Origin of the sequence: Neoroseomonas eburnea, from assembly GCF_018129005.1 — a bacterium.
Classification (GTDB): domain Bacteria; phylum Pseudomonadota; class Alphaproteobacteria; order Acetobacterales; family Acetobacteraceae; genus Neoroseomonas; species Neoroseomonas eburnea.
This window is the reverse complement of record NZ_JAAEDL010000044.1, coordinates 1-19,591: the sequence shown is the minus strand read 5'-3', so window position 1 is coordinate 19,591 and position 19,591 is coordinate 1. Positions and strand designations below refer to the sequence as shown.

Sequence of the window (19,591 nt, the reverse complement as noted above, 5' to 3'; positions counted from 1 at the left end):
GCTTTCAGCTCCGCGCACCGTCACCGGGCGTGTCGGGCGCCGCCTTCCTGGTCAGCCACCAGAAGCCTGTTGCGACCACACTCGTCGCGCAACCGGCAAGGCACACGCCCGACCAACCGGAACGTGCATAGACGAGCGTCGAAGCCGCCGCGCCGAGCGCGCTGCCAATCGAGTAGAAGACCATGTATCCTGCAACCAGACGGCTGCGGGCGTCGGGTCGGGTCATGTAGATCAGGCTCTGGTTCGAGACGTGCACCGCCTGCAACCCGAAAGAGATTGCCAGAGCACCGAGCGCCAGGAACCAGAGCGAAGCGTGCATCAGCGCGATCGGTAACCAAGCCAAGATCATGAGGAGAAGGCCGGCAGCGGTGATGTGCTGCACGAATCCTCTGTCGGCCAGCCGTCCGGCGACAGTGGCGCCGACGGCGCCTGCGACCCCTGCTAACCCGAAGAGGCCGACCTCGGTTCGCGTGAGCAAAAAGGGCTCGCGCGTCAGAGGCAGGACCAGGGGTGTCCAGAGGATCGTGTTGGACGCGAAGATGAGGCCAGCGAGAATTGCCCGCACGCGCAGGATCGGTACATCGAAAAAGAGCGTCGCAAGCGATCGGAGCAACTGCGGATACGTCAGACGCGCTGCTATGCGTGGCCCCGGGGGCACAAAGGCGAGAAGCAGCATTCCGACGGCGAGCATCGCCGCACTCGCGCAGAAGTAGACCGCGCGCCATCCCAGGAGATCGGCCAAGCCGCCCGATATTGCCCGTGCGAGCAGGATACCTGTAATGACACCGCTGGTGACCAATCCGACCACGCGGCCGCGCTGGGCGGGGGCGGCGAGAAGTGCCGCGTGCGCGACAAGGATCTGGGTCACCACGGCAAGCAGACCGGCAGCCGCGAAGGCCGCGTACAAGATCGCGGCGGACCGCGCCCCAGCGACGGCGAGCAGCGCTGCTGCGGCGAGGACCGTGTGTGTGACAATGAGCCGGCGGCGATCGACAAGGTCGCCGAGTGGGACAAGCAGGATCAGGCCAAGCCCATAGCCCAGCTGCGTCACCGTCGTGACGGTGCCGGCGGCTGCATGGCTGATCCCGAACTCGTCGGCGATGCTGTCCAGGAGAGGCTCGGCGAAGGTGACGCAAGCGACGGATAGGCCGCAGGCTACCGCGAAGAGCGCGATGATGGGGCGGCCGAGCTCCGTGGAGGACATCGGGGGCACGATCCTACGCATCCGATCTAGGCCGGTGTGACGCCGGAAGTCCCGGAGCGCCGCGGCCTGCGACCTGGTGGGCTGAAGGGCTGCACGACCGCTGAGAAGGCCGGCATCGCCTCGCAGGCAGCAGCATGAGCGGCGAGGTGCGGCCATGCCGTCGCGTCATGCAGTGCCGGATGCGCCTCAGCGAGGAAGCGCAGCGCGCAGGTGACCGCGATGTCGGGATGGCCGGGCGTCGCACCGAACCAGAACTCCGTCGCGCACTCTGCGCGCATTGCCTCGAGTGCCGCGAGAGTGGCTCGGATTTGTGCCGAACGCCGTGACACCAAGACCGCTGATGGCTCGTCGTGAAGCAGCTGCTCGTAGAGCAGGCTGGCCATCATGTCGCAGAGTCCGGTCGCCAGGGCACAAGCGCGCAGCATCGTTCGGCGCGCTGGGCCGGAGGGCGCGATCAGCCGGCTCTTGCCCGCGATCTCATCCAGATGGTCCAGGATTGCAGCGCTGTCGATCAGCACGTCCCCGTCGTCCAGCACCAAAGTCGGCACGCGCTGGAGGGGGTTCAGCGCTGCCAGGCGGCTGCCGTCCCCGAAGGCAGATAAGGGGCGGTGCTCGTACTTCAGACTGAGGATGTTGAGTGCAACTGCGACACGCCTCACGAACGGTGAATCGTACTGTCCGACTAAGATCATCGCATCCCCCCGATGAGCTGCAACGCACGTTAACGTCGCGGCCGCCGACCCGCGAGTTGGGGAAGGCAGTCGCGCCGAGCGGGACGAGAGCCCTTCTAGGCCTTGAAGAGAAAGAAGAATTCGCCCTCCCGGCTGCCTGCGCGTGAGAGGGTCTCACCGGAGATGAGGAGAACTGTTGGCCACGAACGGCAGATGGCACAGATCGGCGGCTAACAGCACCGGCAGCTGTGCGTCAGGTGTCGCGACGCGGTGTCACGACAGCGAAGGCCGCCACGTTTGCCATCCGCAGGAGCGAATGCGGAGAGCGCTCTGTTCGCAGTCAGCCGAATTGCGTCATGAATCGGGGCCCCGGCAGCAGATCGTAGGGCGCGCGCCATCCCGGCAGTGCCGCAAGCCGACCGAGCCAAGCCGCGATGGCGGGATGCGTCACTGGCAGATCGTAGCCCGTTTCCTCCGCCGGATAGGAGAGATAAGCGCACATCGATAGGTCAGCGACCGTCGGCTCACCGCCGAACGCGAACGGCTGGCGCTCGAAATGGCGCTCCGCGACGGCAAGGATGCTGTCGAGGCGACCACGAAAGAAGGCGAGCACGTCGGGGTTCGGGGCACGCGTAAAGGCGCGCATGAAGCGGTATGTCGCCATGTAGCTCGTGAGCTTATGGTTGTCCCATAGAAGCCAGCGCAGCACCTCGAAGCGCCCGGCCTCATCCACTGCCCCAAAGCGGCCATGCCGCTCCGCGAGGCGCAACAGGATTGCGCCCGTTTGCGTCAGCCGCCTCCCGTCCTCTTCCAGCACCGGAATCTCGCCCATTTCGTTCACCTCTGCACGCCACTCGGGTGAACGCGTCTGACCGCCCATGAAGTCCGTCCAGATCGGCTCCCAGGACTGTCCGCAGAGGGTCAGCATCAGCGCGAGCTTGTAGCTGTTTCCCGACTCGGGGAAGTAGTGCAGCCGGTAGCGAGGTGCGGGGCCGCCCGTCGGCGGAGGGTTCGCACCGGCTGCCGGCAACTGTTCGCTGGCGCTCTTCGTCATTCAGGAAGCTCCTGGTTCATCGCGAGGGCGGGGATTGCGTCCCTGCACCATCCGACGATGCGTGCCGGAACACCAGCGACGGTTGCGCAGGGCGGGACGTCACGAAGGACAACGCTGCCCGCGCCGACCTTTGCTCCGCGGCCCACGACGATGTTGCCGAGCACCTTCGCCCCGGCAGCAAGCAATACGCCATCGCAGACCTTGGGATGACGGTCGCCACGTTCCTTGCCTGTGCCACCGAGCGTGACTTCCTGGAGGATGGAGACGTCATTGCCGATCACCGCAGTCTCGCCGACGACGAGCGCGGTTCCGTGGTCGATGAACACGCCGCGGCCGATCGGCACCGCGGGATGGATGTCTACTGCGAGGCGCTCCGCAGTTCGCGCTTGCAAAAGGCGCGCCGCGTCGCGACGACCTTGATTCCAGAGCCAATGCGCGACGCGGTGCGCCTGGAGGGCATGGAAGCCCTTGTAGTGCAGGAAGGGCGTCAGCAAGCAGTCAGCGGCCGGGTCACGATCCACGATAGCCAGCAGGTCCGCCTCCGCTGCCGCTGCGGCGCCTGCCCTCATGGCCGCGCATGCGATCTCCGCAAGAGGTGCAGCCCCGACCTCGGCGTCAGCCAGTTTATGGGCCAGGAGTGTGCCGATCCCCGCGGCGAAATCGTCGTGTTGCGTCACGGCCGTATCGAGAAGCCTGCGCAGCAGCGGTTCGGCTGCTGCGGCGCGTATCGCTTCAGACTTGAGTGCCGGCCAGGCCATCGGCGCGGCCGGCGTGGAGCGAGCAGCAGAAATCTCAGGCGAATGAGTCATGTGTGTCACACCGCTGCACTCGGCTACGAACCAGCGTTTGCCTCAAAGCAGGCGGAGGAGGTCTGGACGACGCCCCCAACGATTGGCATCGCGTCCGAGGGCTCAGACACGCTGCGCAATCATCGGCAGAGCGCCACTTCCGCCAGGCCGGAACCAAGGACACACGGGTGGAGACTAGCATTGCGACCGATTCGTCACTGCGCGACTCGCCGGTGAATGGGTGGTGAACGCAGAATGGCTCGTCATGCCTCGGTCCGAGCTGGATTCGAATGATGACGTACGACCGCGGCCATAGATCGCTTATTCTCCTCACTGCTTATGAAAGGTGCTCAAGGCTGAAGCGCTGCCGAGCGCGAGCGGCTCGCCGGCAGGTCACGCAGGCGACGAGAACTGGGCCATCGCGACAAGGCTTATCCAGACCGCTCTCTTATGCGAGGTGAAGGGCAGGTGCGGCCGCGATGCCCCATAGGGATTCCGCCCAGAATGCGTGCGGGGGCGGGCAGCCGTCGGCCATGCGGCGATCTGCGATTCCAATGCCGCGATTCGACCCTGTGGCAGGCCGACGATCTTCTCCGCCTGCGATCCGGCGAGACGCGGCATGAGGAGCGGCGGGCAACCCCCAGAGTTCGTCCGCTTACGTCGGTGCATCACACTTGCGGCGAGGGACGCCGCGTCCCGATTGTGCCGAGATGCGTCGCCGTGAAGCCTGTCGGGTACTTCAGTCCGTAGCCCAGCGCCCGGTCGAAGCCGATATGGGCCACCCAGACCAGCGCGGCCGCGACCGTGGCCTCGTTCCCCGTGGCGAGGCCTGCCCCGCCGACCAGCGCCGGAGCAAGGTGGCTGTGGGCCAGGTTGTAGGCGAGAGCACCGGCGCGAGGCCCCGCGAGGTAGCCGAGCATGGCGAGGTCGGGCAGGAGGAACAGCACGGCGAAGAGGGGCCAGGAGCCGCCTGCAAGATCATGGGCGATGGCGGCGGCAGCGAGCGTGGCGAGGCCCTCGAGCCGCAACAGCAGCAGGGGCTGGCCGGTGACGGTGGCGGTGGGCGTGTCCATGGCGGTCTCCTCTGGCGGATGCCGAAGCGTCCCACCGCCAAGGGCTGAACGCGATTGGGCAGATGCGTCCAGCCGCTGTACGGTTCCTTGTGCGCAAAGCTCGACCGCATGCCGGCCCCGACTGGGGGCTGTGGCGTTCGTTCCTCGCCGTGCTGCGCGCCGGCAGCCTCGCCGGCGCGGCGCGGGCGCTGCACCTCGCGCATCCCACTCTGCGCCGGCACCTCGAGGCGCTGGAGGCAGCGCTCGGCACACCGCTCTTCACGCGCTCGTCGGCGGGGCTCGTGCCGACCTCCGCCGCGCTCGCCCTGCGCCCGGCCGCCGAGGCGATGGAAGCGGCGGCGGCGCGCCTCCTGCGCGAGGCCTCGGCCGCGGCGGAGGAGGCGGCCGGCACGGTGCGGATCACGGCGAGCGAGATCGTGGCCGTGGAGGTACTGCCGCCGCTGCTCGCCGGGCTGCGCGCGCGGCATCCCCGGCTTGCCTTCGAGCTCGTGCCTTCTGACGCGACGCTGGACGTGCTGCGGCGCGACGCCGACATCGCGGTGCGCATGGCCCGGCCCGCCAGCGGCGGGCTGATCGCGCAACGGCTTGGCGCGGTGCCGCTCGGTTTCTTCGCGCATCGGCGCTGGCTCGAGGCGCATGGCGAGCCCGCGGATCTCCCCGCGCTGATCGAGGCCGGCGCGCTGATCGGGCCCGATCGCGGCGATGCCCTGCCGCGGGCGCTGGCCGCGCAGGGGATGGCCCTCTCGCGCGAGGCCTTCGCCTTGCGCTGCGACAGCGATGTGTCGGCCTTCGCGGCGCTGCGGGCGGGGATCGGGGCGGGCATCTGCCAGGTGCCGCTCGCTGCCCGCCTGCCGGAACTGAGGCGGGTTCTTCCCGCACTCGGGGCCTCGCTCGAGATGTGGCTGGTGACGCACCCCGACCTGCGCGCCGTGCCGCGCGTGCGGGTCGTGCTCGATGCGCTGGCCGAGGGGCTGCGATGCTACCTCGCGGGCGGAGGCGACCGGCCTTGAGTACGGGGGCGCGGCATGTCGTTCCCGTCGCGCGGATCTGCCCAGAGACTTTCCGTCCCCGGTTCCCACCGCCGCTCCATCTTTTCCGCAGAAAGCCGCCAGTTTCCACCCGATGGCCTCCATCGGGCGCTCGGCGTTTCCGGGTTCTTCCCGGCCGCCCGTTGGGCACCATCTGGGCAGTGTCCCGAGGTCCAAGTCGTCTCCCTGTTGCCGACTGCCCGGACGGGTCGGGCGGCCGGGCATCCGACAGGCTCCGAGATCCCCATCCTGCCCGGGGTGCCCGGCCTGCCCGGCGCCCACAGGCTCATGCCGCAGGCACGAAGAAGCCGTTCCACGTGCCTGACGGAGACGTCCGCCCACGGTCGCCGCGCGCGCCTACCTACTCCTCTTTCTCACTTGGGCAGGCCGGGCACCCCGGGCGGGCCGAGGAAAGCCAAGCCTGTCAGGCGCCCGGCCAGAGAGAGGCGCGGTCGGGCTGCCCGACCGCCCACCATCACGCTTCACCCTTCGTCAAGGATACGGCCGGACAGCACGTACACCCTCGGTCGACCCTCGCCGGGGATCGAAACCTTAGGCTGCAACCCGTCGCTGTCTCGTTTGAACAGGCCGGCCTTCGCCAACCCGGATGCCGCCGTCGCCGTCATCGAGACCAAGCAACGCACCGGCAAGGGCGCCGAGATGAAGACGGTTACGGCTGAGCGCATCCGCATCGCGCTCGGCCCCGGAGACAATGGTAGGTCAGATGGACATTTTTGGGAGGATGGCGAACAGCGACTTGAGGGTCAGCTGAGTGAGATCGCCGTTGCAATTGTCCTGAAGGGCGAAGAGCAGCATCGCGAAAGTGTCTTGCGCCAACACGCGTGGCCTTTGTGGTGGAGTGCGGCCAGGCGAAAGAGCTCGCCCTGGTGCATTCCCTCGTCGGTGGCGCCGACGGAGGACGGGTCTTCGTCCGCTGCATCGACGCGGCGATGAATGTGCGGGAGAACATCGCAGGCGATGCGCTGGCGTCTATCACCACGCTGCTGTGGAACGTCCCGTCCAAGGCGTGGACTGGCGGCGCGGCCATGGCCGACGCCTCGCTGAACAAGCGCATGACGGTACGGCTCGGGCCCGGTGTCGCCTTCGCGCAGATCGGCATCGTCGGATTTGACGGGCAGATCGAGGTCGAGGCGATGCGGCTCTACGGGTTGCCCGAGGCCACGCCAGCGCTGCTCTGCGGCACGCCCGCCCTGCCAATAGGCCAGCGGGAATTCGCGGCGGAGGTGGCGTGGGACCTGCCCAGCCTCGCGCCCAGTGTTACCACCTTGCTCGACGTTACTGTCGCTGGTGCCCGTCAGGGCGACCTCGCCTACGCGGCGCGGGCGTCCTCGACGCGCTTCATCGAGCTCGACGCCGCGGCGTGGTCCAACAACACCGTGCGCGTCATGGCCAGGAACATCTCGCCGGCGACTTTCGACCTCGGCGCGGCGACGCTGTCGGTGCAGGTGACGAAGCGGTGGGTGCCGTGATTCGAGAGACGGGATCGTAAGCACATCCGGGCTCACTCCGGGGCTCCGCCACCTGTCCACGGCGCCAGCGATAAGCCGCGGAGCGCCCGCAGCTCGACCCTGCAGGCCTCGCCGAAATCTTCCAGCGGATCGCCAACGCCGCTCCGACCCATTTCCATCACCTGCTCGAACGTGACTTTCTTTGGTGAGGCGTAAGTGTCACCGACCAGCTGAATCAGCCGCTCGGCGCAGTTGATGACCTCTCGCGACGACATCAGGCGCATCCTCCCGAGGGATGCGTGAAGACCGACCATCACTTCGAGACTTTCGGCCTGATTGCCGAGAGCATCGACCAAGCGTCGCGATACTTCGGCGATGAACTCGGCGTAGAGAACTTCCCGCGCCTTCGCTTCCTGAGCACGTAACTGCGCCTGGTCATGGCCGCGCTGCGCAATCCATGTGGTGGCGATGGACGACGCTGCGCCGACCAGCGAGCCAATCAGTCCAGTGGCGGCGGTTAGGATCGCAGGGTCCATAACTTCCTCCGGCCGATCACGACATTTCTCCAAGGGCGATGCCGCCTACGACGCCTAGCATCAGATCGGCTCCGTGATCGCGTCCGGCGCCCTTGCAAGAGCGCGGACGAGGTCCGCGCGGCTGACGATGCCCACCACACGACTGTCGCGCAGGACCGGGACACGCTTGATGCGATGACGCAGCAGTAGATCTGCAACCACGGGGAGTGGGGTATCCTCGGTCACCGTGACCACCGGAGAGGTCATCAGGTCACGCACTCGCCGCTTATCGAGGCGAATGTAGTCGACGAGCGCCGGTGGAATTGCCTCGCCTTCAGCGAGGATTCTGAGCCACCAGGCTCGCTGCAACTGCTTTTCGCGGCAGAAGGGCTGCAGCAGGTCGCCCTCGCTAATCACGCCGATCAGGCGGCCCTCTGCGTCGATGACCGGCGCGGCGCTGACACCACGCTCACTGAGCTTGCGCGCGGCGATGCCGACACTGTCGTCGGGGTCGATCGACAACACGTCGGACGTCATTACCTCTCCTGCATCCATCGCTTGATCCTCCTGATACGCGAGCCGCGGGGAACTTGAGAGCGACCAACGCCGTCGCAGAATCAGTAGGAGAGCGTTCGTTATTCGCTGCCCCCAGCGGCTTGTGTCGTGGCGCGACGCCTCATGTCGCCGCGCTGAGGGTTCTGCGCAGGCGCGTAAGCGCGTAGCCGAACAGGCAGGCACCGATCACGCCCATCGCCAGGAGTTGCGGCCAGACGACCGATAGGCCTGCTCCCCGGAAGAGGATCGCCTGCGCCAGTGAGACGAAGTGCGTCGTCGGCGCGGCCAGCATGACGATCTGCACGAATTCGGGCATGCTTTCCCGCGGCGTGAAGCCGCCAGACAGCATCTGAAGCGGCACGATCACCAGGATCACCAGCAGCCCGAACTGCGGCATCGAGCGCGCGACGGTTCCCAGGAAGATCCCCATCGAGGTCGTGGCGAAGAGGTTCACGGCGGCTCCGGCCAGGAAAAGAGGGACCGCGCCCTGGTACTGGAACGGCACGCCGAGCAGGCCCTGCACGACCAGGGTGAGGGAAAGGCCGCAGGCGACCAGCACCACGAGCGCCATGGACCAGACCTTGGCGGCCATGATCTCGAAGGGCGTGAGCGGCATCACCAACAGATGCTCGAGCGTACCGTGCTCACGCTCCCGGATCAGCGCCGCGCCGGTCAGCGTCACGGAAAGCAACGTCACCTGGTTGATGACCTCGACGACGGAATAGAACCAGGATCTGCTGAGCTGCGGGTTGTAGCGGACCCTCAGCGCGAGATCGACCGGCAACTGCTCCGTGGCGCGATACCGTCGGAGAAAGGCGTTCACCTCGCCGCTCACGATGGACTGGATGTAGCCGCTGCCGGTGAATGCCTGGGTGATCGTCGTCGCATCCACGTTGAGCTGGATCGTCGGCCTGCGCCTCGCCAGCAGGTCGCGCTGGAAGCTCGGCGGGATGTCGAGGGCGAAAGTGCTTCGGCCGGCATCCATTCGTTCGTCCGTCTGGGCCCGATCGATCAACTCAGGCGGCACGAAGTAGGGCAGGTAGAAGGCGCTGGAGATGCGCGTGGACAGCGGCGACCGATCCTCGTCCGTTATGGCGATCGTGGCGCGGCTGAGCGTGTCCGGCACCGCGGTCGCCGCCGTATAGACCGCAAAGCTGAACGCCCAGACAATCAGGGCCAGCATGATCGGGTCGCGATACAGGCTTCGCAGCTCCTTGATGCCGAGATGCAGTATGTTGGAGGCGGTCCGCATGGCTCACCTCTCCTGCTTCGGAAGCAGCGCGACGCTCAACCCGATCAGCACCGGCAGGGCGATCAGGAGCGGGACGAAGGACGTCGCCAGCTCAGGCATGGCCAGCGCCTTCGAGAAGATGCCCCGCGCGATCGTCAGGTAGTGGGTGGTCGGGAAGATCTCCCCGATCAGGGCGCCGGCACCCTGCAGCGAGGAGACAGGGTAGATCACCCCGGAGAAACTGGTCGCAGGCACCATGGTGCCGATCGCCGTTCCGAACACGGCGGCAATCTGGCTGCGCATGAAGGTGGAGGCCAGGAGGCCGATCGCTGTCGCAACGCCCACGTAGAGCAGTGTCGCCAGGGCCAGGGTCAGGAAGTCGCCCTTCACCGGCACGCCGAACCAGGCGATGGCCATGAGTGTCAGAAGCAGGAAGTTCATCGTCCCAAGCGCGACATAGGGAAGCTGCTTTCCGAGCAGGAACTCCAGCCGGGTGGTTGGCGTGACGTACAGATTCACGATGGAGCCCAGTTCCTTCTCGCGCACGACGCTGAGGGCGGTGAGCATCGCTGGAATCAGCAGCAGCAGCAGCGCGATGATGGCCGGCACGAGCGCCGGTACGCTCCTGACATCGGGGTTGTAGCGGTAACGGATCTCGATCCGAAATGGGCTGGCCGGCAGCACCTCGCTCGATATCCGGGACGCCCTCTGCGTGAGCCAGAGCGAGTGCATCTGCGCCATGTAGCTGCGGATCGTCTCGGCACGCAGCGGCATGGCCCCGTCGATCCACACGCCGATCTGCACCGGGCGCCTACGGTCCACGTCGCGCCCGAAGTTGGGAGGGAGCTCGATCGCCAGGCTCAGCGCGCCCGAGCGCATGCGCTCGTCCAGATCGGTGTAGTCGCGGATCGGTGGCTGTTCGATGAAGTAGCGGGGAGAGCCCGCGATGTTCAGCGTGTAGTCGCGGCTGGTGGTGGTCTGGTCGCGATCCAGGACGGCGAACGTCAGGTTCTCGACATCCACGGTGATCCCATAGCTCATGATGACCATCAAGATGAGCGAGCCGAGCAGCGCGAGCGTTGCGCGGATCGGGTCGCGCCGAAGTTCCAGCGCCTCCCGGCGCGAGTAGCTCAGTAGCCGCCGAAGGTCGAAGCCGCGCCGCGGATCCCGCGCGTCCAGGTGGGCGGCGCCTTCGGCCGCCGGCACGGGTTGCTCGCGTGCGGTCGGCCCCGGTTCGCCGACTCCGGTCGCCTCCTCGAGGTAGCTGATGAAGGCCGCCTCCAGCGTTGCGGCACCGCGTTTCTCCACAAGCATGCGCGGCGCATCGCTCACCAGCACCTTGCCGGCGTTCATCAGGGAGATTCGATCGCAGCGCTCGGCCTCGTTCATGAAATGGGTCGAGATGAAGATCGTGACCCTGTCGCGGCGCGAAAGCTCGATCAGGATCTGCCAGAACCCGTCACGCGCGACAGGGTCGACGCCCGAGGTGGGCTCGTCGAGGATCAGCATGTCCGGCCGGTGGATCATGGCCACCGCGAGCGAGAGGCGCTGGCGCTGCCCTAGCGGCAGGGCGTCCGGCAGCGTCTCCATGATCTGCGCCAGGCCGAATCTATCGGCCATCTCCTCCACCCGCGCGGGGATTGTCGCCTCGGGCAGGTGGAACAGCCTGGCATGCAGCACCAGGTTCTGCCGCACCGTCAGCTCGCTGTAGAGCGAGAAGCTCTGGGTCATGAAGCCGACGCGGCGGCGCGTCTCCAGTTCGCCGGCATCCACCGCCTGGCCGAACAGCCAGGCCTGCCCCTCGGTGGGCGGCAGCAGGCCGGTCAGCATCTTCATCGTGGTCGTCTTCCCGCAGCCATTCGAGCCGAGGAAGCCGAAGATCTCGCCCGGCATGATGCGGAAGGTCACATGGTCCACCGCCGTGAAGTCGCCGAAGCGCTGGGTCAGGCCGTGCGCCTCGATGGCGGGCGTCGCGTCGGCTTCCGCCTGGTACGGCGGGATCTCGACCTGCTGGTGTCCCCGGCGCTTCTCTTCCGGCAGGAATGCGATGAAGGCCTCTTCCAGCGTGGCGGTGCCGGTGCGCGCGAGGAGCTCGTGCGGCGTCCCGGTGGCGAGCACGCGGCCCGCATCCATCGCAGCCAGCCAGTCGAAAGCCGCCGCTTCCTCCATATACGCAGTGGCGACCATGACGCTCATGCCGGGCCGCTCGGCACGGATGCGGGCAATGAGCTCCCAGAACTGCCGGCGCGACAGCGGATCGACGCCGGTGGTGGGCTCATCCAGGATCAGCAGATCGGGGTCGTGGATCAGCGAGCAGCAGAGGCTGAGCTTCTGCTTCATGCCGCCCGAGAGCTTGCCGGCGGGCCGCCCGGTGAAGCGCGCGAGGCCCGTGCTCTCGGTCAGCTCGGCGATGCGGCGCTCGCGCTCGGCGCGGTCCTGGCCGAACAGGCGACCGAAGAAGTCGATATTCTCGAACACTGACAGTGTCGGGTAGAGGTTCTTGCCCAGGCCCTGCGGCATATAGGCGATGCGCGGTCCGACCGTGGCGCGGTACTGCGCCTGCGCCATGTCGCCCCCGAGCACCTCGACGCGGCCCGTCTGCAGCTTGCGGGCACCGGCGATCAGCGCCAGCAGGCTGGACTTGCCCACCCCGTCCGGTCCGATCAGCCCGACCATGCAGCCTGCCGGAATATCGAGGCTGACGGCGTCCAGGGCGCACACCTTGCCGTAGCGCAGGCTGACGTCGCTCAGCCTGGCGATGGCCTCCGCCGAGGTGCCCACGGCGGCGCCTGTGGGCTGGCTGGTCATGGCGCCCGTCCAGCCGGTGGCGGCAGCCGGACCTGAAGCGCGGCTGGCCACTCCGCGCGGGGATCAAGCCGGACATAGGCCATGCCCGGCAGCCCGGCCTTGACGTCGCGGACGTAGTCCCGGAGCAGGTCGGGGCTGATCCGCACCTTGATCCGGAACATCAGCCTCAGGCGCTCTTCCTCCGTCTCGACGGTCCTCGGTGTGAACTGGGCAACGTCGGCGACGAAGGACACCTGCCCCGGGATGACGTATTGCGCCGCGGCGTCGAGCACGAGCCGCGCCTCCGCCCCCATGGCGACGTGGCCGGCCGCCGCCGTCGGCAGGAAGAAGGTCATGTAGACGTCGGCGAGATCGACCAGGTTGAGCACCCGTCCCCCGGCCGGAAGGACCTCGCCGGGCTCCGCCACGCGGTATTGCACGCGCCCGTCCCGCGGCGACCGCAACTGGCTGTCATCGATATCAGCCTGGATGCGCTCGATCGTCGCGCGCGTCGAATCGACTGCCGCTTCCGCCCCGATCACCATGGCCTGGGCTGCATTAAGGGCGGCATCCGCCGCCGCAACCTGCGCCCTGGCGGTCCCGATTGCCGCCCGGGCAGCCAGGAAGGCGGCCCGATCATCATCCAGTCTGCTGTAGGGCACCGCGCTCCGTGGCGCCAGCTCCTCAGATCGCGCGAAGCGGCGACGCGCGCCGTCCAGATCGGCTTCCCGCTGCGCCACCACGGCCTCTGCCGCCGCCTTCTCGGCCTCGCGTTGCGTCACCTGGCTCCGCGCGACGTTGATGGCGATGATCGCCATGCGCAGCTGCGCCTCGGCTTCGCGCCGCTGCGCCTCCAGCACCGCCGTGTCCATCCGGACGACAATCTGGCCGGCTGCGACGAAGTCGCCCTCGTTCACCAGTATCTCCCGGATGCGCCCCGGTATCTTGGCAGCGACATCGATCTCCGTCGCCTCGATGCGGCCGTTGCCGCTGGCAAAGCCGTCCGGCAGGCCCTTTGGCTTGAAGTACTGCCAAGCGAAGAAGCCGGCCACAATGACGGCCACAGCGATTGTCGTTTGAAGCAACCAAGTCCATCGCTTCGTCGCAGGCTTCGGCGGCAAAGGGACCGGCGGTGGTGGGTGCGGGGAGGCGCGTTCCATTCTGGAACTCCACTGGACACTACTGGGCCAGTGCGCGGGAGAGGCCCGGGCTTGATCGCGATGGTGATTCTTTTGGTTTTTCGCGGCTCCCGGCCTCGGCCATCTTGATCGACATCAATCAAACGGCCCTTGGCTACGCGGCTGACACAACCTTCATCAAGCGGCACCCCTGGTCGTGGCCCGCAGCGCGCGGACCATCACGTCGCCGGATACCAGACTGTGTTGGCAGTGACCCTCCCCCCTCTGGGTGGTCCGAGACGTATGTTCGTATGGAGCGCCGGAGGAGGGTGAGATGGCGAGAAAGCGGCACAGTGCCGAGGAGATCATTGGCAAGCTGCGCGAGGTAGAGGTGCTGCTGGCGAAGGGCCGGAGCGTGGCGGATGCGGCGAAGGCGATCGGGGTGACCGAGCAGAGCTACTACCGCTGGCGGCGCGAATACGGCGGCCTGAAGACCGACCAGGCGCGGCAGGTCAGGAGCGCCTTGTCGACATACATCGTGTGGAGCGGCGGCTCATCGTAGCCGGTTTGGAACTTGTCTGCGCAGATCAGGAACCGATGCGGGCCCTTCTGGATGCGTTCCTCGATGGCGCTGCTGGGGAAGCCGTTCAGCGATGCCTCGGTGACCTTCTGCCCGCCATACTCGTGCTCGCCCGAAAAGGCGACGATGGCCTGACAGGGGCTCTTTCTCTCCCGCAGGGAGTCGCGGAACGCGTGGAAGTACTGGATCGCGCGCTGAATCCCTCCTGTCACGACCATCGCCCGCGCGTTGCCGCCAATCTTTTGCCGCGCGACGACCTGGTCGTGGAAGTGGTCGACCATGATCTCCGCCTTCTGGCGGATCGCATATCCTGACCGGTAGCGGTTGATGGGCAGATGCCCGCCCCCGCCCGGCCGCTTCAGCGAGAAGGGCGCGGCTGAAGAACGGGGCTTCGCATGATCGGGCGGCAGGGGCACCCTGCGTCCCGGAGGCTCAGCTGGCAGGAGAGTTCCGCGTTGGACAATGGTCGATTCATGTTCCGGACCATGCTGCTGATGTTGGCGGCGCTCGTCCTCATCGCCGCCTGGCAGAGCTTCCCGCTGCTGCAGGCCGAACTTCTCGCCGGCCGGGCGGAGCCGCGCGTCGTCACGCCGCGCGGCGACCTTGCGGAGGACGAGCGTTCGACCATCGCCCTCTTCGAGCAGGCGCGCGGATCGGTGGTGTTCATCGCCACCACCGAACGCGTGCTGAACCCCTGGACGCGCAACGCCCTGCAGGTGCCGCGGGGGACCGGTTCCGGCTTCCTGTGGGACCGGCTCGGCCATGTCGTCACCAATGATCATGTCATCGCCGGCGCGTCCGGTGCGATGGTCCGCCTGGCCGATGGCCGCGCCTACGACGCCGTGCTGGTCGGCACGAGCCCGGCCCATGACCTCGCGGTGCTGCGAATCGGCGTCGGCACCGGCCGGCCCGAGCCGTTGCCGATCGGCACCAGCCACGACCTGCGCGTCGGTCAGAAGGTCTTCGCCATCGGCAATCCCTTCGGCCTGGACTGGACCCTGACCACCGGCATCATCTCCGCGCTGAACCGCGAGCTGCCCAGCGAGACCGGCGCCGTCATCGAGCGGCTGATCCAGACCGACGCCGCGATCAACCCGGGCAATTCGGGCGGGCCGCTGCTCGATTCCGCCGGCCGGCTGATCGGCGTGAACACCGCGATCTACAGCCCCTCCGGCGCCTCGGCCGGGATCGGCTTCGCGGTGCCGGTGGACACGGTGAACCGCGTGGTGCCGCGGCTGATCGCGCAGGGACGCTACATCCGCCCCTCGCTCGGCGTCCGGGCCGAGGAACAGCTCAATGCCGCGCTGTCGGCGCGCCTTGGCATCGAGGGTGTCTTCGCGCTCGAGGTCGATCCAGGCTCGGCCGCGGAGCGAGCCGGGATCCGCCCCGCCCGTCTCACGCGCGACGGCGGCTTCCAGGCAGGGGATGTCATCCTCGCGGTGGAGGGCCGCCCGCTGCGCCGGGTGGCGGAACTGCTTGCCGCGCTCGACCGGCACGCGCCGGGTGATACCCTCACGCTGACGATCCTGCGCGACGGCACGCGCCTTGAGATCGCTGTCACATTGGATGCGGGCCGATGAGCGAACCGAAGTCACCGCGTGGCAACTCCGTGCTCTGGAGATCGCTGACCTTCTACGAGAAGTTCGAGCAGTCCGTCGTCTTCGTTCTGACGATCCTGATCGCGCTGATCGTGCTGGCCGCGCTGTGGAACCTGCTCAAGCTGGTCGCCACCTCGCTGCTTCTGGTGGACATCTTCGACCCCACGGATCCGGCGGTGTTCCAGACCGTGTTCGGCGCGATCTTCACCGTCGTCATCGCTCTGGAGTTCAAGCGTTCCCTGCTCGTCGTCGTGGAACGGCGCTTCGGCATCGTCCAGGTGCGCGCGGTGGTGATGATCGCCATGCTCGCGGTGGTGCGGAAGTTCATCATCCTCGATCTCAGCCAGACTGAGGCGATGAAGCTGCTCGCGCTCGGCGCGGCGATACTGGCGCTCGGCATCGTCTATTGGCTGGTGCGCGACCAGGACCGGCGCGAGGCGGAGGCCGTGGCCCTCGAAAGCGCCGAGACGCGGCCGCCCTGATCCGCCCGCTTCCGTCCCTTGCGGCCGGAGGGCTGTTCGCGCTTCACTCCGCTCCGCGCCAGCGGCCGGAGCCGTAAGTGAACAAGCAGCAACAATTCAACATCTGGTACTGGATCGGGGCCTTCCTATTGCTCCTGCTCTTCCAGGGCTGGTGGCAGGGCGCATCGGTCACCGAGCGCATCCCCTATTCGCGCTTCCTCGAACTGCTGCAGCAGGACCGCATCGCCGAGGTTCAGGTGCGCCCCGAGAGCATCGTCGGCCGCTACCGCGAAGCGATGGACGGCCGGACACATTTCCTGACCACCATCGTGCCGGAGGATCTCACGCGCCGGCTCGAGCAGTCGAGCGCGCGCTACGACGGTACCATCACCAACACCTTCCTGATGAACCTGCTCTCCTGGGTGGTGCCGGCGGTCGTCTTCTTCGGGATGTGGATGTTCGTCTTCCGCCGAGTGGCGGAGAAGCAGGGCTTCGGCGGGCTGATGTCGGTCGGCAAGTCGAAGGCCAAGGTCTATGTCGAGAAGGACACCGGCGTCACCTTCGACGACGTCGCCGGCGTGGACGAGGCCAAGGCCGAACTGCGCGAGATCGTCGATTTCCTGAAGCAGCCCGAGAAATACGGCCGGCTCGGCGCGCGCATCCCGAAGGGCATCCTGCTGGTCGGCCCGCCGGGGACCGGCAAGACCCTGGTCGCACGTGCCGTGGCCGGCGAGGCGGGGGTGCCCTTCTTCTCCATCTCCGGCTCCGAGTTCGTCGAGATGTTCGTCGGCGTAGGTGCGGCCCGCGTGCGCGACCTCTTCGAGCAGGCGCGCAAGGCAGCGCCCTGCATCATCTTCATCGACGAACTGGATGCGCTCGGCCGCCGCCGCAGCGCCGGCGCCTTCGGCGGCGGGCACGACGAGAAGGAGCAGACGCTGAACCAGCTCCTCACCGAGCTCGACGGCTTCGACCCGCGCGAGGGGATCGTGCTGCTCGCCGCCACGAACCGCCCCGAGATCCTCGACCCCGCGCTGCTGCGCGCCGGGCGCTTCGACCGCCAGGTGGTGGTGGACCGCCCCGACAAATCCGGCCGCGCGGCCATCCTGCGCGTGCACCTCAAGAAGGTGAAGCATGAGAAGCTGGATGTGGATCAGATCGCCGGGCTGACCCCCGGCTTCTCGGGCGCGGAACTCGCCAACCTGGTGAACGAGGCGGCGATTCAGGCGACCCGCCGCGGCGCGGACGCCGTGACCATGGCCGATGTCACCGCCGCGATCGAGCGCATCGTCGCCGGCCTCGAGCGCAAGGGGCGCGTGCTGAACCCGAAGGAGCGCGAGGCGGTGGCCTGGCACGAGATGGGCCATGCGCTCGCCGCCGCCTCTCTGCCCGGGGCGGACCCCGTGCACAAGGTCTCGATCATCCCGCGCTCGATCGGCGCGCTCGGCTACACCATGACGCGGCCGACCGAGGACCGCTTCCTCATCACCCGCCGCGACCTCGAGAACCGCATGGTCGTGCTGCTGGCCGGCCGCGCGGCCGAGGACCTCGTGCTCGGCGAGATCTCGACCGGCGCGGCGGACGACCTCGCGCGCGTGACCGACATCGCGCGCCAGATCGTTACCCGCTTCGGGATGCATCCCGCCCTCGGCCAGGCGGTGCTGGAGCCCGAACGGCAGAGTTTCCTCGGTAACGGTGTGCCGGGCATCACGCCGCGCGACTATTCCGAAGCCACGGCGCGCGAGGTGGATGTCGCCGTGCGCGGGCTGATCGACGAGGCCTATGCGCGCGCCAAGGCGCTGCTCGCCGAGCGCCTAGCCGACCTCGAGGCCGGCACGCGGTTGCTGCTCGAGCGCGAGACGATCACCCCGGACGATTTCCCGCCGCTGCGGCAGGCGCACAGGAGGGAAGGCGACCAGACGCGCAGCACGGGATCGGATGCCGTGGCAGCGGATCGGGAGAAGGAACGGACGTGATGGACGGCAAGTGCGATGTCCGCGGGCGGCAGGCGACGGTGGTGGATTTCACCCACACACGATCATCATCGCCACCTCGAACCTGGGCTCGGATCGCGTCTAGAGGCGGCTGCACCTGCGCGGCACGGTGGCCGAGCAGCCCGAGAAGCTGAAGGCCGAGCTGATGGAGGTGCTGCGCGGCCATTTCCGCTCCGAGTTCCTCAACCGCATCGACGAGATCATTGTCTTCCACGCGCTCTCGAAGGAGGAGATCCACCAGATCTTGCTGCTGCAGCTCGACCGGGCGAAGCGCACCGCCGCCAGCCAGGGTGTGGCGCTGGAGTTCGACGAAGGCCTCACGGCGATGCTGGCCGCCGAGGGCTACCGGCCCGAATGCGGCGCGCGCGAGCTCAAGCGGCAGATCCGCAGCCTGGTCGAAACCCGCCTTGCGCGCGCCATGCTGGGCGGCGAGGTCGCCAAGGGCGACACCGTGACGCTGCGCTGGGATGCGGCCGCGGAGCAGGTGGTCCTCGAGCCGCGGCCCGGAACGGCGCCGCCCAAGCCCGCGGTGGAGGGCGCGCCCGAAGCGGCGGACTAGACGCGCCGCAATGGCCTCACGCCCACCTTCAGCCATTCCGGCCTGCCTTCCGACCGGGGGCGAGGCAGTGGGGCCAGCTACCGGAACGGGGAGCGGGACCGGCCGGGAAGAGACGGGGCCGCTCCTGCCGGGCGGCGCTGCATCGGCCGGCCGATGGCGGCTCCCGCTCGTGCGCATCCATCAGCCGGGCCGTTCCGTCACGCAATCCGCGCCAGGACGGCAGCGCTGGGTCCTGGAGTTCGTGCCATCGTCGCCGCCGCCGATCGACCCGCTCACCGGGTGGATCGGCAGCACGGATCCGCTCGCGCTCGTGCGGCTTGAGTTCCCGGACAGGCAGAGCGCGGAAGCCTTCGCGGAGCGACACGGATGGCGCTACGAGGTCGCGGAGGCACCCCCGCGCCGCGTGCGCTTCAGAAGCTACGCGGAGCAGCTCCGGAGCGACATGAGCGGCGCGATCAGCCGCGTACGGCCTTGGCTCCTTGCCGCCCACGCCAAGGGTGAGGCGAAGCTGGACCCTGTCGAGGAGGCCAGTCTGGAATCGTTTCCGGCAAGTGACCCACCGGCCTGGACGGGAACGCGGATTGCGTGAGGCGGTCGCCGTGCAGCCAGGCGCTTTCGAGGCGCAGCCGCGCATGTCGGCTGGCCTGCGGGCGGCTAGCGCCGGCGGAATGGCAGCCTGGCGCCCAACGCATGATACAGGTCTTGAACTTCGGCCGTGGGCGACCTTCATCCGGGCCAGAACGCCCATTCGGGGTTCGCAGGTTGACGGGTCTGGCCATCACGGCAGGCCGCCAGGGTTCCGCCGCGAAGCGGGGAGCAGACTGGTGCCGTCGGCTTCAGGGGCACGCCACGCGCCCCATGGCATGGCTTCCGTCACGGCGGGCCGCGAGGGCCGCGAAAGGAGGAAGT

Annotated in this window: 18 protein-coding genes and 1 pseudogene; 8 read left to right on the top strand and 11 right to left on the bottom strand. The window is 67.9% G+C overall.

The genetic code is table 11. The features are described from left to right. Nucleotides 1-4: 4 nt before the first annotated feature. From GXW74_RS25575 to GXW74_RS25555, 5 genes are all read right to left on the bottom strand, one after another. A complete protein-coding gene (locus GXW74_RS25575; RefSeq protein WP_246524130.1) occupies nucleotides 5-1,204 on the bottom strand; it encodes an MFS transporter in 1,200 nt (399 codons plus the stop codon). Nucleotides 1,205-1,230: 26 nt separating this feature from the next. Further along, complete coding sequence (locus tag GXW74_RS25570) at nucleotides 1,231-1,896, bottom strand: glutathione S-transferase family protein (protein WP_211849450.1); 666 nt, start codon at nucleotides 1,894-1,896, stop codon at nucleotides 1,231-1,233. A gap of 319 nt (nucleotides 1,897-2,215) precedes the next feature. After that, nucleotides 2,216-2,929 carry a glutathione S-transferase family protein gene (locus GXW74_RS25565; RefSeq protein ID WP_211849449.1) on the bottom strand — a complete coding sequence of 238 codons (714 nt, stop codon included), beginning with the start codon at nucleotides 2,927-2,929 and terminating at the stop codon, nucleotides 2,216-2,218. Next, nucleotides 2,926-3,738: a serine O-acetyltransferase gene (cysE, locus tag GXW74_RS25560; RefSeq protein ID WP_246524129.1), complete on the bottom strand. Its 813-nt coding sequence runs from the start codon at nucleotides 3,736-3,738 to the stop codon at nucleotides 2,926-2,928. Before cysE ends, GXW74_RS25565 begins: the two co-directional genes overlap by 4 nt. A 647-nt stretch (nucleotides 3,739-4,385) precedes the next feature. Beyond that, a complete protein-coding gene (locus GXW74_RS25555; RefSeq protein ID WP_211849447.1) occupies nucleotides 4,386-4,790 on the bottom strand; it encodes a DUF4260 domain-containing protein in 405 nt (134 codons plus the stop codon). Between the two features lie 89 nt (nucleotides 4,791-4,879). Between GXW74_RS25555 and GXW74_RS25550 the strand changes: the two genes are divergently transcribed. Then, complete coding sequence (locus GXW74_RS25550; RefSeq protein ID WP_338148333.1) at nucleotides 4,880-5,800, top strand: LysR family transcriptional regulator; 921 nt, start codon at nucleotides 4,880-4,882, stop codon at nucleotides 5,798-5,800. 905 nt (nucleotides 5,801-6,705) lie between these two features. After that, complete coding sequence (locus GXW74_RS25545) at nucleotides 6,706-7,308, top strand: hypothetical protein (RefSeq protein WP_211849443.1); 603 nt, start codon at nucleotides 6,706-6,708, stop codon at nucleotides 7,306-7,308. Between the two features lie 32 nt (nucleotides 7,309-7,340). On the opposite strand, the gene GXW74_RS25540 is transcribed toward GXW74_RS25545, so the two are convergent. From GXW74_RS25540 to GXW74_RS25520, 5 genes are all read right to left on the bottom strand, one after another. After that, complete coding sequence (locus GXW74_RS25540) at nucleotides 7,341-7,823, bottom strand: hypothetical protein (protein ID WP_211849441.1); 483 nt, start codon at nucleotides 7,821-7,823, stop codon at nucleotides 7,341-7,343. A 60-nt stretch (nucleotides 7,824-7,883) separates the two neighbouring features. Continuing rightward, on the bottom strand, nucleotides 7,884-8,339 hold the full coding sequence (locus tag GXW74_RS25535) for a CBS domain-containing protein (protein WP_211849439.1): 456 nt from the start codon (nucleotides 8,337-8,339) through the stop codon (nucleotides 7,884-7,886). Nucleotides 8,340-8,478: 139 nt separating this feature from the next. Beyond that, entirely contained in the window at nucleotides 8,479-9,609 is a 1,131-nt protein-coding gene (locus GXW74_RS25530) for an ABC transporter permease (protein ID WP_211849437.1), read from the bottom strand. Between the two features lie 3 nt (nucleotides 9,610-9,612). Beyond that, a complete protein-coding gene (gene rbbA, locus GXW74_RS25525) occupies nucleotides 9,613-12,396 on the bottom strand; it encodes a ribosome-associated ATPase/putative transporter RbbA (protein ID WP_211849434.1) in 2,784 nt (927 codons plus the stop codon). Then, nucleotides 12,393-13,439 carry an HlyD family secretion protein gene (locus GXW74_RS25520; RefSeq protein WP_338148332.1) on the bottom strand — a complete coding sequence of 349 codons (1,047 nt, stop codon included), beginning with the start codon at nucleotides 13,437-13,439 and terminating at the stop codon, nucleotides 12,393-12,395. The genes rbbA and GXW74_RS25520 overlap by 4 nt, the downstream gene beginning before the upstream one ends. Before the next feature lie 388 nt (nucleotides 13,440-13,827). Here GXW74_RS25520 and GXW74_RS25515 point away from each other — a divergent pair. Then, nucleotides 13,828-14,010 (top strand): annotated as a pseudogene (locus tag GXW74_RS25515) (transposase); the annotation flags it as partial. On the opposite strand, the gene GXW74_RS25510 reads toward GXW74_RS25515, so the two are convergent. Beyond that, nucleotides 13,953-14,489: a hypothetical protein gene (locus GXW74_RS25510; RefSeq protein ID WP_211849417.1), complete on the bottom strand. Its 537-nt coding sequence runs from the start codon at nucleotides 14,487-14,489 to the stop codon at nucleotides 13,953-13,955. The pseudogene GXW74_RS25515 and the gene GXW74_RS25510 overlap by 58 nt on opposite strands. Before the next feature lie 57 nt (nucleotides 14,490-14,546). Here GXW74_RS25510 and GXW74_RS25505 point away from each other — a divergent pair, with 57 nt between their 5' ends. From GXW74_RS25505 to GXW74_RS25485, 5 genes are all read left to right on the top strand, one after another. Beyond that, nucleotides 14,547-15,653, top strand: coding sequence for a S1C family serine protease (locus GXW74_RS25505; protein WP_211849416.1), 1,107 nt, complete (start codon nucleotides 14,547-14,549; stop codon nucleotides 15,651-15,653). After that, entirely contained in the window at nucleotides 15,650-16,153 is a 504-nt protein-coding gene (locus GXW74_RS25500; RefSeq protein ID WP_211849415.1) for a phosphate-starvation-inducible PsiE family protein, read from the top strand. Before GXW74_RS25505 ends, GXW74_RS25500 begins: the two co-directional genes overlap by 4 nt. Nucleotides 16,154-16,230: 77 nt before the next feature. Beyond that, nucleotides 16,231-18,105, top strand: coding sequence for an ATP-dependent zinc metalloprotease FtsH (gene ftsH, locus GXW74_RS25495; RefSeq protein WP_211849414.1), 1,875 nt, complete (start codon nucleotides 16,231-16,233; stop codon nucleotides 18,103-18,105). A 127-nt stretch (nucleotides 18,106-18,232) separates the two neighbouring features. Further along, entirely contained in the window at nucleotides 18,233-18,682 is a 450-nt protein-coding gene (locus tag GXW74_RS25490; RefSeq protein ID WP_338148331.1) for a hypothetical protein, read from the top strand. Between the two features lie 169 nt (nucleotides 18,683-18,851). After that, nucleotides 18,852-19,271 carry an NADH dehydrogenase ubiquinone Fe-S protein 4 gene (locus tag GXW74_RS25485; protein ID WP_211849413.1) on the top strand — a complete coding sequence of 140 codons (420 nt, stop codon included), beginning with the start codon at nucleotides 18,852-18,854 and terminating at the stop codon, nucleotides 19,269-19,271. The last annotated feature ends 320 nt before the right edge of the window (nucleotides 19,272-19,591 follow it).

Bases quoted from the DNA above. Each gene is read 5' to 3' on its own strand.
- GXW74_RS25540 (WP_211849441.1), bottom strand. From the start codon at position 7,823: ATGGACCCTGCGATCCTAACCGCCGCCACTGGACTGATTGGCTCGCTG.
- GXW74_RS25535 (WP_211849439.1), bottom strand. From the start codon at position 8,339: ATGACGTCCGACGTGTTGTCGATCGACCCCGACGACAGTGTCGGCATC.
- GXW74_RS25500 (WP_211849415.1), top strand. From the start codon at position 15,650: ATGAGCGAACCGAAGTCACCGCGTGGCAACTCCGTGCTCTGGAGATCG.
- GXW74_RS25530 (WP_211849437.1), bottom strand. From the start codon at position 9,609: ATGCGGACCGCCTCCAACATACTGCATCTCGGCATCAAGGAGCTGCGA.
- GXW74_RS25565 (WP_211849449.1), bottom strand. From the start codon at position 2,929: ATGACGAAGAGCGCCAGCGAACAGTTGCCGGCAGCCGGTGCGAACCCT.
- GXW74_RS25505 (WP_211849416.1), top strand. From the start codon at position 14,547: ATGTTCCGGACCATGCTGCTGATGTTGGCGGCGCTCGTCCTCATCGCC.
- GXW74_RS25575 (WP_246524130.1), bottom strand. From the start codon at position 1,204: ATGTCCTCCACGGAGCTCGGCCGCCCCATCATCGCGCTCTTCGCGGTA.
- cysE (WP_246524129.1), bottom strand. From the start codon at position 3,738: ATGACTCATTCGCCTGAGATTTCTGCTGCTCGCTCCACGCCGGCCGCG.
- rbbA (WP_211849434.1), bottom strand. From the start codon at position 12,396: ATGACCAGCCAGCCCACAGGCGCCGCCGTGGGCACCTCGGCGGAGGCC.
- GXW74_RS25570 (WP_211849450.1), bottom strand. From the start codon at position 1,896: ATGATCTTAGTCGGACAGTACGATTCACCGTTCGTGAGGCGTGTCGCA.
- GXW74_RS25555 (WP_211849447.1), bottom strand. From the start codon at position 4,790: ATGGACACGCCCACCGCCACCGTCACCGGCCAGCCCCTGCTGCTGTTG.